This window comes from Arthrobacter saudimassiliensis, from assembly GCF_059090665.1.
On the sequence record NZ_JBNHFX010000003.1, the window covers coordinates 146,167 to 158,507 of the forward strand.

Consider the following 12,341-nt stretch of genomic DNA (forward strand, 5'->3'; position numbering starts at 1 on the left):
GGTGACCGGCACCGGTCCGTGCAGGCAGGGCGGCGTCGGTCCGCGCCGGCAGGCGGGCAGGTGCGGCAGAATGGTTCCATGCCTACCCCTGAACCGATCGACCTGCCCATCCGTGATGACATGATCCGCCTGGGCCAGCTGCTCAAGCTCGCCAACCTCGCCGAGGACGGCACCCAGGCGAAGGAGTTCATCGACAACGGGCTGGTTCAGGTCAACGGCGTCATCGAGGAGCGCCGCGGGCGGCAGCTGCACCCGGGCGACGTCGTCAGCGCCAACGGCGAGTCGGTGCGGATCGTCGCCGACGGCGTGTCCTAGGAGTCCGCCCCTTCCCGGGTACCGGCGCCGCGCAGCACCGTGTGGGTGAGGAACTCCCGAACGTGCCCGAGTTCCTGCATGTTGATCGAGTGGCCCATGTTCGCGTAGAGGACCTTGGTCAGCGCGGTGTGGCCGTTCAGCCACTCGTTCGTGAATTCGATGCGCGGCTGGTCGATCACCGGGTCCGCCTGGTCCCGCCCCCAGAAGAACGGCACCCGGCGGGAGGCGAGCTCGGCGTCGCGGAAGAACGGATCTTCCCCGGCCGGCAGCACGAAGCCGGAGAGCCCGACGACGGCGGCGTAGTCCGCGGGCCGCTGGCGCAGCAGCGTGCTGGCCACCGCCATGCCCATGGAAAAGCCGAGCAGGCTCACGCTCGAGTGCTGTCCGCGCACCTGCTGGAGCCAGCCGTCAACGTCGGCCACGGCGTCGACCACCCGCTGCAGGGAAAAGTCCGGCTCATGCATCAGCGGGAACCAGGTGTAGCCCGGTCCCAGTGCCTGCGGAGCGCGGACGGAGGCGATCGTGAAGTCGCCGGGCAGGTAGTCCGCCAGGCCCATCAGGTCCTCCTCGTTGGCGAGGTAGCCGTGGAACAGCACCAGCAGCGGGGTGCCGGGACGCTCGCTTTCAAGCTTCGACCAGAGCACGACGGGATTCCAGGGAGCACGTTCAGTCATGATCGCATTCTGGCAGGAGACGGGCGCGGAGAATAAACCGGCATTAGCGGAACCGGTGCCGGCTTGGCAGGATGGGCCCCGTGAGTGAACATCCCGATCTGCCCGCAGAAGAGACCCCCGCCGCCTCCGAGCCGTCCGCCGGCGGCGCCGTCGCCCATCCGTGGCACCGGTATGTCGCCCTGGGTGACTCCTTCACCGAAGGCATCGGCGACCCCAGTCCGGAGAGCCCCGGCGGCCACCGGGGCTGGGCGGACCGCGTCGCGGAGGAACTGGCGGCTGACCATCCGGACTTCGCCTATGCCAACCTGGCCATCCGCGGCCGGCTGCTGGCCCAGATCGTCGCCGAGCAGCTGCAGCCTGCGCTCGACCTGAAACCGGACCTGGTGAGCATCTGCGCCGGAGGCAACGACGTCATCCGCCCCGGCGGCGATCCTGATCGGCTCGCCGAGCGCATGGACGAGACCGTGGCCACGCTGCGCGGAACCGGCGCGACGGTGCTGCTCTTCACCGGGCCGGACATCGGCAACACTCCGGTACTGGGCAGCGTTCGCGGCCGGGTGGCCATCTACAACGAGAACCTGCGCACGGTCGCAGCCCGCCACGACGCGGTGATCGCTGACATGTGGGCGCTGCAGGCCCTCGCCGATCCTCGCATGTGGGCCCCGGACCGGCTGCACTTCTCACCGCTGGGCCACCACACCATTGCCGCCATGGCACTGGAGTCCCTGGGCGTTCCGCACCATCTGGAGCCTCTGGAGACCAAGCCGCTGCCGCCGAAGAACTGGCGCACGGCGCGCACCGAAGACCTGGTCTGGGCGCGCGAGCATCTGATGCCGTGGGTGGTCCGGAGGGTTCGGGGACGCTCCTCCGGCGACGGCATTGCCGCGAAACGACCCGACGCCGGACCTATCTTCGGCGGAGGAACGCCGCCCGGATCCGGCGAGGCGGCGGGGCCCCTGGGCGGCTGAGCCGGCCGTCCGGCCTCTGTCGGGGCGCGGCCCGGGCACGGCGGGTCTGTCGGCGGGCGAGTCTGTCAGCGGCCCCGCATCGCCCGACGGCGCAGCCCGAAGCGGTATCCACCCCACGCCGCACCCAGGACGAGGCCCAGGGCCGTCAACAGCCAGCCCAGCTGCATTCCGGCAGTGAGGATCAGCAACGAGTCGCCGGCGGCCAGCGGAGCGTAGGTCACGAACCCGAACGTCTGCTCCGGCTCTCCCACCCGGTACGCCAGCAGGAGCCCTCCGATCATCAGGGCTGCGGCCGCCACCGGCATTGCGGCCGCGGCGAACAGCCTGACCGCTTTGCCCCTGCCCCGGTTTGGCACGGGGCCGTCGGCGCCGGGCGGGCCGTCGTCGTTGTGCTCATTCATGCCCCCAAACCTAGCGGGCGCGCCCACCGGCCGGTGCACCTCACGCGGCGTTTCAACGGCTGCGGCGGCGCCAGGGGCGGCGGGCTCCCGACGGCCCGGTGCGGGCGGAGCGGACCAGGTATGCCAGCAGCGCGGCGCCCCAGAGCAGGAACAGCGGATCCCAAAGCCAGGCGTGGCCCTTCAGGGCGGGCAGGTCGGCTCCCGCGCCAGCTGGGATCACCCCGGCCAGGACGGCGTTGGCGGCCAAGGTGTTCGCCCCGCCGTACAGGACCAGGCCGACGGCGCCGGCCCAGCTGACCGCCCGAACGATCCGGGGGTACGGAAACCGTCGGTAGGCGGCGAGCGTGGGAATGACTGCGGCCGCACCCTTGGCCGCCGCGATGCCGGCGAGCGCCGGACGAGCGGTCGCCGGCGATTGGTCCATCTGCTGCACGGCCCACTGCCCCACCGTGTCCAGCAGCCAGGTTCCGCCCAGCGCCCAGTAGAGGCTGAACGCAGCGTGCACCAGGCCCAGCCCGGTCGCGGCCCACAGGAAGACACGGCCGGGCTGCGCCGCTCCGGGCCTGCCCATGAGGGCAGGCTAGCGCCGGGGCCGCCGTTCCGTCAGCATCCGGGCGCGGATCGCTCAGGCGAAGAAGGTCCCGCCGAGGGTCCCGGCGACCTGGTGCACATCGGTGAGGAACCCGTCGTGGCCGATCGGCGCGCTGATCAGGTGCACCGGAGGCGATCCCGGCAGGGCCCCGGCCAGCCGCTGCGACTGCTCGGGGAAGTACAGCCGGTCCGAGTCGACGGCGGCAATGAAGAACTCCGCTGTGCAGCCGGCTACCGCCTCGGCCAGGCTGCCCCGCCCGCGGGTGACGTCGTGGCTCATCAGCGCCTCGGTCAGCACCAGGTAGCTGTTGGCGTCGAAGCGGTCCACCAGCTTGCGGGCCTGGTGGTCGAGGTAGCTCTCGACCTGGTAGCGCCCGCGGTCGGCGGGCCGGGGCCCGCCCAGCGGCTCCTCCCCCGGCTGCGGTGTCCTCCCGAACCGGTACTCCAGCTCGGCCTCGGACCGGTAGGTGATGTGCGCGATCCGCCGGGCCAGGCCCAGGCCCGCCGTCGGCGGCGCGCCGTCGTAATAGTCGCCGTCGTTGAACAGCGGGTCCAGGCGGATGGCCTGCACCTGCGCCTGCGCGAAGGCGATCTGCTCCGCGGTGCTGGCGGCGGTGGCGGCGATGACGGCGCAGCGGGCCACCCGCTCAGGTTCGGTCACCGCCCACTCCAGGGCGCGGGCACCGCCCAGGGACCCGCCGAGCACCGCGTGCCAGCGTCCGATGCCGAGCAGGTCCGCCAGCCGCGCCTCGGCCCGGACGGCGTCGCGGATCGTGACGAACGGGAACCGTGAGCCCCAGGGACGGCCGTCCGGCGCCGGGCTGGCCGGGCCGGTGGAGCCGTAGCAGCCGCCCACCATGTTCACCGAGACCACGAAGAACCGGTCGGTGTCCACGGTGCGGCCGGGACCCACCAGCGGGTCCCACCAGCCCGGTTCGTCGCTGTCGCCCTGGGCGACGTGCGTGCTGCCGGTGAGCGCGTGCGGCACCAGGACGGCGTTGGAGGCGTCCGCGTTGAGGGTGCCCCAGGTTTCGTAGCCGAGCACGACGTCGGGCAGGTATCCGCCGGTTTCCAGTTCCAGGGAGCCGATCGAAACCTGCCGCAGCACGCCGTCGCCCGGGGGCAGGTCCCGCGACGGTGCCTGCGGCCAGGAGGTCGTGGCGGTCACCGGGCCGCCTTCGCGGCGCGGAAGCCGGCGTCGAGGTCGGCGAGGATGTCATCGATGTGTTCCAGCCCGACGGCGAGCCGCACCAGTCCGGGGCTCACTCCGGCTGCGATCTGTGCCTCCGCACCGAGCTGGCTGTGCGTGGTCGACGCGGGATGGATCACCAGCGAGCGCACGTCCCCGACGTTGGCCACATGCGAGTGCAGCTCCAGGGCGTCAACGAACCGCTTTCCGGCCTCCACTCCCCCGGCGATCTCGAAGGAGACGATGGCGCCGGTGCCCCGGGGGCCGTACTTCAGTCCGCGCTCATACCAGGGGCTCGATTCCAGTCCCGCATAGGCCACCGACTCGACGTCGTCGTGCCCTTCCAGCCAGCGGGAGACGGCGACGGCGTTCTGCACGTGCCGCTCCATCCGCAGGCTGAGGGTCTCCAGGCCCTGGGAGATGAGGAAGGCGTTGAACGGCGAGACGGCGGAGCCGAGGTCGCGCAGCAGCTGGACGCGGGCCTTGAGGATGAAGGCGAGGTTCGCCCCGAGCGGGCTGCCCACGCCCAGGTCGCGGGCGTAGACCAGCCCGTTGTAGCTCTCGTCCGGGGTGTTGAAGCCGGGGAACTTCTCCGGATCGGCGGCGAAGTCGAAGTTGCCCGAGTCCACGATGGCGCCGGCGATCGCGGTGCCGTGGCCGCCGAGGTACTTGGTGGCCGAGTGCACCACGATGTCGGCGCCCCACTCGATCGGGCGGATCAGGTACGGGGTGGAGAGCGTGTTGTCCACGATCAGGGGGACCCCGGCCTCGTGCGCCACGGCGCTGATGCCCTCCAGGTCCAGCACGTCCTGGCGCGGGTTGGAGACCACCTCGCCGAAGAACGCCTTGGTGTTCGGGCGGACGGCCGCCCGCCACTGCTCGAGGTCGTCGGGGTCGGCGACGAACGTGGTGTCGATGCCGAACTTCTTCAGCGTGTGCTTGAAGAGGTTGTAGGTGCCCCCGTACAGGCTGGGGCTGGCCACGATGTGGTCGCCGGCCTGCGCCAGGTTGAGGATCGCGAAGGTTTCGGCCGCCTGGCCGGAGGCCAGCAGCAGCGCGCCGACGCCGCCCTCCAGCGACGCGATCCGGTTCTCCACCGCTTCCTGGGTGGGATTGCCGATCCGCGTGTAGATCGGTTCCAGTTCCGCGAGCGCGAAGCGGTTCGCCGCCGACTCCGCACTGGGGAAGACGAAGGAGGTGGTCTGGTAGATGGGCAGGGCACGCGCCCCCGTGACGGCGTCGGCCGTCTGCCCGGCATGGATCTGACGTGTTTCGAAGGACCAGTCGCTGGACACTGTCGCTCCCTAGGTTCCAGGGGCCCGCCCGCTGACGCCCCGTGCCGGCGTACGCCGAAGGAGGCGACGGGAACGGAACCCGCGCTTGCCGGACGCCTTGTGGCGCCGGGCCTGGTCTTCACCCGGGGCACCCCACCGCGGTTGGAGGGTTGCCGGCCAGCAAGCCGGGGCTTCGTGCTGGCACTCATGACCTGCCCACTATGAAAACAGGGCTGCCGGGCCGGTGCAACCATGTGTCCTTCAGTGACCGGCAGGGCACGCCGGCCCCCGGCTCCGGAAGCAGGCTCCGCCGTCGTCATCCGGCCGCTCCCGCCCACGGCGGACGCCGCTTGCACAGCCGGTCGAAATTAGGAAGCCTGCGTACTATTTTCGCGTCATCCTGGCCCAGAATTTGGGTAAGGCGAGCCTTATTCGTGGTATGGAACACAACGTGCCACAATGACGCCATGCGTTTGGATCATGTCTCTTATGCCTGTGAATCCGACGGCCTGCTGGCCACCACGGAGAGGATCGCCCAGGCGCTGGGCGCCGACTTTGTGAAGGGCGGAATCCATCCCCGCTTCGGCACCCGGAACATGATCCTCCCCCTCGCCAACCACCAGTACGTGGAGGTTGTTGAGGTCCTCAACCACCCCGCTTCGGACAAGGCGCCCTTCGGCCAGGCCGTGCGGGCCCGCTCCGAGAACGGCGGCGGGTGGATGGGCTGGTGCGTGGCGGTCGAAGATCTCGCCCCCTTCGAGGAGCGGCTGGGCCGGGCGTCCGTTCCCGGCAACCGCAAGTTCCCCGACGGGCGGGAGCTGACCTGGCGGCAGATCGGCATCAACGGCCTGATCGCGGATCCGCAGGTTCCGTACATGCTGCGCTGGGATGACGGCACCGAGGAGCTGCACCCCTCCAACGCCATTCCAGGCATGCCGGGCAAGGTGCAGCTGAGCTCCCTGACCATCGCCGGTTCCGCTGCCCGGGTCACCGAGTGGCTGGGCAGCCCGGTGGGCGAACCACTGGAGAACGTCGATGTCACCTGGATCGCGCCTGCCGGCACCCCGGGCATCATGTCCGTGACCTTCGAAACCGCCAACGGTTCCGTCACCATCTAGCGCCTCCGCTCCGCACTGCCCGGTGCCGGATCGCTGCCGGTTTGGGTTTCCGCTGCCACTGCGCTGCGGCAGCCGGCACCCAAACCGGCAGCGGCTCGGAGCTGCCTGGCAGGGCATCAGTTGTCCACACTGCCCCTTGGCCCGCCTGACGGATCGGTTCCCGTCCGGCAGCCTTGGCCGATGGACTACGGATTCATCTACTCGGCGGAGGCGGAGCTGCTGGGCTCCAACCGCCGTTCGCTCGCCCTTCGGTGCCGGGCCGGCGAACTGGTGCGCCTGCGGCCCGGCGTTTATATGGATTCACGCGCATGGCAGGGACTTCCGCCGTGGGAAAGGCAGGCTGCCCGGGTCCGCGCCGCTGCGTCGCAGTTGTCCACCGACCGGGTCGTGGTTCAGCAATCAGCCGCCGTGCTCTGGGGCATCCCCGTCCTCCGCTGCCCGCCGGAGGTGATGCTGCTGGTGGCCCCGCCGTCCCACGGTCGACGGCGCGGTGATCTGCACTGGGTCCAGCGGGCCCTGCTCGAACCGCCTGCCATGCTCGATGCCCTTCGTGTGACCAGCCGTGCCCAAACAGTCCTGGATATGGCCGCCTATCTCCCCTTCGAGAGTGCGGTTCCCGCGATGGACCATGTCCTTCGCCCGGACCACGACCGCCGGCTTCCGGCGCTGCACAAAGCTGATCTGGAACGCCTCGCACAGGGCCTGCCGGCGCGCGTGCGTCGGACCCGGGCGCTGGCGGTGCTCGACTTTGCCGATCCCCGTGCCGAGTCCCCGGGCGAATCCCTCTCCCGCGCGGTCATGCACCGAATGGGGTTTCCTCCGCCCGAACTGCAGCGGGTCTTCAACACATCTGAGGGGCAGTTCCGCACCGACTTCTTCTGGGATGAGGAAAACGTGGTGGGCGAGTTCGACGGCGCGCTGAAGTACTCCGGCCGTGCGGCCGGTTCGGCGACCCCTTCGGGGGTATCAGCGGCAAACCGGGCCGGCTCCGGTCCGGAGTCGGCTGATGATGCCTGGCGCGTCGTGCTTGAGGAGAAGCGTCGGGAAGAGGCAATCCGCGCCTCGGGGGTGCGGTTCGTGCGCTGGTCCTGGAGCGACGTCGACCGTTCCCCCACCGATCCCCGCAGCCTGGTCCAGCGACTCATCCGAGCCGGGCTGCCTCGGACGGGCAGGCCCATCCGCCCGCGCTGATGCTGCCACTGCGGGAAATCCCTCCGCTACGCAACGGCAGCGGGTTCCCGAACCGGCAGCAACAGCAGGGCCGCCGGGCCGTCCGGGTTCAGGGCTCCTCCGCAGCCCGGCGAAGCGCCGCCGTGACGCCCCGAACCGCCTCCGCGTCGATCTTCAGCACCTTCCGGTCGTAGGTGAGCAGGCCGTTCACCTCGTCCTCGACGTCGGTCAGCTGGGTGTACACCGTGGCCGCCAGCCCCTGCCGCACCGCGGGCACGATCTGCTCCTCATGCAGCCGGACGAAGGCCTCCTTGAGCTCATCGGGCGTGCGCAGGATCCTGCCGTAGCCGAAGGTTTCAGCGTTGAAGACATGTCCGGGCAGCGGGAGGCTGATGCCGCCGTACTCGCTGAGCACGACGGCGCGCCGGCCCCACCGCCAGCGCCGCCGCACCCGGAACGGGCGGTCGTAGACGTGCAGGCTCTTCATGTCCCCGGCGCCCTGGTCGTGCCAGCCGCTGGCATGGTCGACGCTGCGGGTGGGGTCCAGGCGTCGCAGCTGTGCGGCCGCGTCGGCGGCGTCGAACTGCCCCCATCCCTCATTGAACGGGACCCATACCGCCACGCTCGGCACGCTTCGCAGCAGCCGGACCGCGGCCTGCAGCTCCGCGCAGTACGCCTCACGCCCGGCGGCATCCTCGCGCCCGAACTTCCGGTAGCGGCGGTCGGAGCGGCTTCCCCTGCCCGGCAGGGGAAGCCGTTCCGGTGCACGGCCGTCCCCGACGCCGCCGTTGACCATGTCCTGCCAGACCAGCATGCCCAGCCGGTCGCAATGGTGGTACCAGCGCAGCGGCTCGATCTTGATGTGCTTGCGCAGCATGGTGAAGCCCAGTTCCCGGGCGGTGCGGATATCGGACGCCAGTGCCTCGTCCGACGGCGCCGTGTACAGCCCGTCCGGCCAGTAGCCCTGGTCCAGCAGTCCGATGTGCAGGTAGGGCTGCCCGTTCAGCAGCAGCCGCCGCCGCCCCGCGCCGTCCTTGCCCGTGCCGAACGTGCGCAGACCGAAGTAGCTGTGCACCGTGTCCCCGCCCAGGCTGACCTCGACGTCGTAAAGGAACGGGTCCTCCGGGCTCCAGAGCCGGGCATCGGGCAGCTGAAGCCGCAGCGGTTCCTCCGGCCGGACGGTGCCGCACGCCACCTCGGCGCCGTCAGCGCGTACGACGACGGCGGCCTCCTCTCCCGGTGCCGTGCCGCCGTCCGCGTGCACCGTCACGGTGACCGCGTCCAGGGACTGCTCGGGAGTGAGCACCAGTTCATGGATCCATGTCTCCGGAACCGTCTCCAGCCATACGGTCTGCCAGATGCCGGACTGGGCGGTGTACCAGATTCCGCCGCGCTCCAGCTTCTGCTTGCCCCGGGAGGCGCTGCCCGTATCGCTGATGTCGCGGACCCGGACCACCAGCTCATGACCGGGTCCGCCCGCCGGCTCCCCGTCGGCGCCGCCGCCCGGCACGGCGTCCACCCCGGCGTCCAGCGCAGCGGTGATGTCCAGCGTGAACGGCAGGTAGCCGCCGTCGTGCCCGCCGACCACCACCCCGTTCACCCAGACCGTGCAGCTTTGGTCCACGGCGCCGAAGTGCAGCAGGACCCTCTCCCGCCGGAAACCCTCCGGCAGGGACACAAACCGCCGGTACCAGAGAGCCTCGTCCGGCTGCAGCTGGCGGCCGACGCCGGACAGCGGAGCCTCCGGCGAAAAGGGCACCAGGATCTGTCCGTCCCAGCCGTGCGGCTGTTCGTCGTCGGCCGCGGTCACCGCGTACTGCCACGGCCCGTTGAGGTTCAGCCAGCCCTCCCGCACCAGCTGCGGGCGGGGATGTTCCGGCAGCACCGCATCCGGGTCCAGGGCTTCACCCCACGGCGTGGACAGCTGCGGGTGGGCCGGTTTCGGCTGTGCGTGGTCCATCAGTCTCCGATTCCGATTGCGGGGCCGAACAGGGCGAAGCCGACAAAGCCGGCCGTGTCCAGGATGGCGTGGGCGGCAACCAGCGGCATGACCCGCCGGGTTTTCCAGTACACCGCACCGAAGAGCAGACCCATCAGGAAGTTGCCGATCCCCGGGCCGATGCCTTGGTACAGGTGGTAGCTGCCCCGGATGAGCGCACTGGTGACGATGATCGCCGGGGCGCCCCAGCCCAGCTGCCGCAGCCGGGTGAAGAGGTAACCCACGATGATCACTTCCTCCACGACGCCGTGGCGGATGGCCGAAAGGATGAGCACCGGAATCGTCCACCAGTAGCTGGACAGGGCGGCGGGAACGACGGCGGTGGTCACCCCCAGGGCACGGCCGGCGGCGTACACGCCTAGGGTGCCGACGCCGATGACCGCGGCAAGGCCGAGCCCGAGCAGCAGGTCACGTCCCGGGCGGGCGAACGTGAATCCGATCCGGCGGAAGGGGCTGCGGCCGGGTTCGGCGAGAAGGTAGAGCACCAAAGCAACCGGCATCAGCGCGAAGAAGATGTTCAGCAGCTGATAGGTCAGGTCGAAGTAGGGGCTCTCGTCCAGCGGCGGGTTGAGAGTGGTCACCTGCCCGTCCAGCGGCCCCCGGGACAGCTTCTCCAGCAGGTTCACGAGAGCGTAAACCCCGGACTGGCCCAGCGAGAGGCCGAGGACGATCAGCACTTCGATCCGCAGCCGACGCCGGACGGCCATGGACGGGGGAAGCCCGCTGACCGGCGGGGAGGGCGTGGAAGACATGCCCCCATTCTGCCGGAGGAGCGGAGCCGGCTCACACAGCGGCCGGGGCTGCGGCCGAGTGCCGGCAACCGCCGCGGCGCCCGGGCCGGGACAGGCCGCAGCGCGTGAGCCGGGGCTGGCCCAGCGCCTGGGCCGGGGCTAGGGTGTCCGGCATGGAAACCGAGCCTTCGTCCTTCGCCCGACTCTCCGCCCGCGTGCGCGGCGAGGTCCAGGGGGTGGGCTTCCGTTACTGGACGCTGCGCAGGGCACAGACGCTGGGGCTGGTGGGGGAAGTCCGCAACCAGCCGGACGGTTCGGTGACGGTGGTGGCGGAGGGCCCCCGGCCGGCCCTCGACGGACTGCTGGAGCTGCTGCAGGCCCCGGGCACCCCCGGCCTGGTCCGGGACGTGGCGTACGAGTTCGGGCCGGCGGACGGCACCTTCCGGGAATTCCGGGCAGGCTAGGGACTCCCCGCGAGGCAGGCGATTATGTGTCGCCGGCATGCCCGGTTCGGCCGAGCCCTCCCCCGCTCAGGCGCCAAAGCTGCGGGTTAAAAGAGAAAGCGCCGGCAGATTCGGGGTTGGTTGGGGGGATCAACCCTAATCTGCCGGCGCCTGGATGGGTCACTACTCCATCCATTCATCACTCGCACCCTTATGAGGTACTAACTACGTTAATGGCCGTTGCTGAAGGGGTACTGTCAGCAGGCTGGAGATTTCCTGAGAGCTTTTCCTCCATCCCGGAGCAGCGGCAGGAGCAAGGCGGTGACCTGCCCCGTCCTGCCGTGGACGCTAGGAGGCCTTGCGCTCCGAGTCACGCCGGGCAGTGTCGTCCCGACGGGGTGCGCGCGGGCTCGGTGACGTCGGTCCGCCGCCCACCGGCGGAGTCAACGACAGGTGTCCACGGCCGTTGCCGGTGAGCAGTTCGCGGGTCCGAAGGGTGGCATCCGGACGTCCGTGGCCGGCGTCCCTGGAGGCGGAGGCCTTGCCCGGGCCTGACGCGGCGGAACCGGGCTTCGCACCGGCCCTGTTCCCGGACCCGGGCTTCGCCTGCACGGGTCGGTCGGACGCCTTCCCCGACGCCTGCTTGGCTGCTGCGGGGCGCTTGGCACCGCTTCCGGCGGCCGACGCCGGGCGCCTGCCATCCCCGGCTCCAGTGGCCGGCGCCGGGCGCTTGCGGGCTGTTTTCTTTCCCGACTTCTTGACGGCCTTCTTGCTGACGGCCGATTTCATCGGACGCGTCCCCTCGACCTCGCCATTCGAGGTCGCCGCGGCAGGCCGGCCCGCCGGGGCGGCCTGGGCCGGGACGGCGGCGGACTCGGCAGCCGGAGCGACGGGGGCCTCGGGCTCCACCGTGCTGCGCGGTGCTGCCGCTGCCGACTTCCGTGCCGTGGCCAGGGCACGGCGGGCCTCCTCGGTGGTGACCGCCGTGCGGACGCCGGGCAGTCCGACGGGCCTGGGCGGCAGCAGGGCCGCCCACAGTTCCTCCTGCGCCGAACGGGTTGCATCGACGAAGACCGCGGCAGCGGCGTCGTCGGGAGCCGCTGCGTTGCGGCGGCGGGCGGAGCCGCTCAGCCAGCGGTACAGCGCGAAGAGAACCACCACCAGCGCCATGCCGGTGCCGTAGAGCAGGGCCAGGGAGAGAGCCAGGTTGGTGGTGCCGCCGGAGAAGAACCCGATGCCCAGCACGGCCGCGGCCAGCCAGATCACGGAAATCCATGTCAGGACGGTGCGCGCCCGGTGGTAGAACGGACGCTGCTGCACGCCTACGAACTGTGGCGGCAAAAGATCTGGCACTGCGGGGACCTTTCGGAAACGCAAAGGCGGAAGAGAGGAATCGAGGGGTTTGCCGGAACCGGCCTGACACGACAACTCTATGCACAGCCGCCCCGCGAGTTGACCAAACCCGCAG

Annotated in this window: 13 protein-coding genes and 1 riboswitch; of the genes, 5 read left to right on the forward strand and 8 right to left on the reverse strand. The window is 70.6% G+C overall.

Annotated features, from left to right (window positions below; all coding sequences use genetic code 11):
* Window positions 1-78: 78 nt before the first annotated feature.
* Window positions 79-315: an RNA-binding S4 domain-containing protein gene (locus AC5RV6_RS11945; RefSeq protein ID WP_494007546.1), complete on the forward strand. Its 237-nt coding sequence runs from the start codon at window positions 79-81 to the stop codon at window positions 313-315.
* Here AC5RV6_RS11945 and AC5RV6_RS11950 read toward each other — a convergent pair.
* Window positions 312-989: an alpha/beta hydrolase gene (locus tag AC5RV6_RS11950; protein WP_494007547.1), complete on the reverse strand. Its 678-nt coding sequence runs from the start codon at window positions 987-989 to the stop codon at window positions 312-314. The genes AC5RV6_RS11945 and AC5RV6_RS11950 overlap by 4 nt on opposite strands.
* Window positions 990-1,060: 71 nt before the next feature.
* On the opposite strand from AC5RV6_RS11950, the gene AC5RV6_RS11955 reads away from it, so the two are divergent.
* Window positions 1,061-1,957: an SGNH/GDSL hydrolase family protein gene (locus tag AC5RV6_RS11955; protein WP_494007548.1), complete on the forward strand. Its 897-nt coding sequence runs from the start codon at window positions 1,061-1,063 to the stop codon at window positions 1,955-1,957.
* 65 nt (window positions 1,958-2,022) lie between these two features.
* Here AC5RV6_RS11955 and AC5RV6_RS11960 read toward each other — a convergent pair whose 3' ends face one another.
* From AC5RV6_RS11960 to AC5RV6_RS11975, 4 genes are read right to left on the reverse strand one after another with little or no spacing between them, the layout of a single operon-like run.
* Complete coding sequence (locus AC5RV6_RS11960) at window positions 2,023-2,358, reverse strand: hypothetical protein (protein ID WP_494007549.1); 336 nt, start codon at window positions 2,356-2,358, stop codon at window positions 2,023-2,025.
* A 52-nt stretch (window positions 2,359-2,410) separates the two neighbouring features.
* Window positions 2,411-2,929: a DUF3995 domain-containing protein gene (locus AC5RV6_RS11965; protein WP_494007550.1), complete on the reverse strand. Its 519-nt coding sequence runs from the start codon at window positions 2,927-2,929 to the stop codon at window positions 2,411-2,413.
* A gap of 54 nt (window positions 2,930-2,983) precedes the next feature.
* On the reverse strand, window positions 2,984-4,117 hold the full coding sequence (gene metX, locus AC5RV6_RS11970; RefSeq protein WP_494007551.1) for a homoserine O-acetyltransferase MetX: 1,134 nt from the start codon (window positions 4,115-4,117) through the stop codon (window positions 2,984-2,986).
* Entirely contained in the window at window positions 4,114-5,433 is a 1,320-nt protein-coding gene (locus AC5RV6_RS11975; protein ID WP_494007552.1) for a bifunctional o-acetylhomoserine/o-acetylserine sulfhydrylase, read from the reverse strand. The genes metX and AC5RV6_RS11975 overlap by 4 nt, the downstream gene beginning before the upstream one ends.
* A 76-nt stretch (window positions 5,434-5,509) precedes the next feature.
* A riboswitch (SAM riboswitch) is annotated at window positions 5,510-5,625 on the reverse strand.
* Between the two features lie 254 nt (window positions 5,626-5,879).
* On the opposite strand from AC5RV6_RS11975, the gene AC5RV6_RS11980 reads away from it, so the two are divergent.
* Together AC5RV6_RS11980 and AC5RV6_RS11985 are read left to right on the forward strand one after the other, a co-directional pair.
* Window positions 5,880-6,530, forward strand: a complete 651-nt coding sequence (locus AC5RV6_RS11980; RefSeq protein WP_494007553.1) for a VOC family protein — start codon at window positions 5,880-5,882, stop codon at window positions 6,528-6,530.
* A 180-nt stretch (window positions 6,531-6,710) separates the two neighbouring features.
* Window positions 6,711-7,721, forward strand: a complete 1,011-nt coding sequence (locus AC5RV6_RS11985; protein ID WP_494007554.1) for a type IV toxin-antitoxin system AbiEi family antitoxin domain-containing protein — start codon at window positions 6,711-6,713, stop codon at window positions 7,719-7,721.
* A gap of 88 nt (window positions 7,722-7,809) precedes the next feature.
* Here the strand turns inward: AC5RV6_RS11985 and AC5RV6_RS11990 are convergent, their stop codons facing one another.
* Window positions 7,810-9,660 (reverse strand): glycoside hydrolase family 2 protein, encoded by a 1,851-nt coding sequence (locus AC5RV6_RS11990; protein WP_494007555.1) that lies wholly within the window; start codon window positions 9,658-9,660, stop codon window positions 7,810-7,812.
* Complete coding sequence (locus tag AC5RV6_RS11995; protein WP_494007556.1) at window positions 9,660-10,451, reverse strand: CPBP family intramembrane glutamic endopeptidase; 792 nt, start codon at window positions 10,449-10,451, stop codon at window positions 9,660-9,662. Before AC5RV6_RS11995 ends, AC5RV6_RS11990 begins: the two co-directional genes overlap by 1 nt.
* Before the next feature lie 152 nt (window positions 10,452-10,603).
* Here AC5RV6_RS11995 and AC5RV6_RS12000 point away from each other — a divergent pair, with 152 nt between their 5' ends.
* The gene (locus tag AC5RV6_RS12000) at window positions 10,604-10,894 is read left to right on the forward strand and encodes an acylphosphatase (protein ID WP_494007557.1); all 291 of its coding nucleotides are present in this window, start codon (window positions 10,604-10,606) and stop codon (window positions 10,892-10,894) included.
* Window positions 10,895-11,221: 327 nt separating this feature from the next.
* Here AC5RV6_RS12000 and AC5RV6_RS12005 read toward each other — a convergent pair whose 3' ends face one another.
* Entirely contained in the window at window positions 11,222-12,193 is a 972-nt protein-coding gene (locus tag AC5RV6_RS12005; RefSeq protein WP_494007558.1) for a hypothetical protein, read from the reverse strand.
* Window positions 12,194-12,341 lie beyond the last annotated feature (148 nt).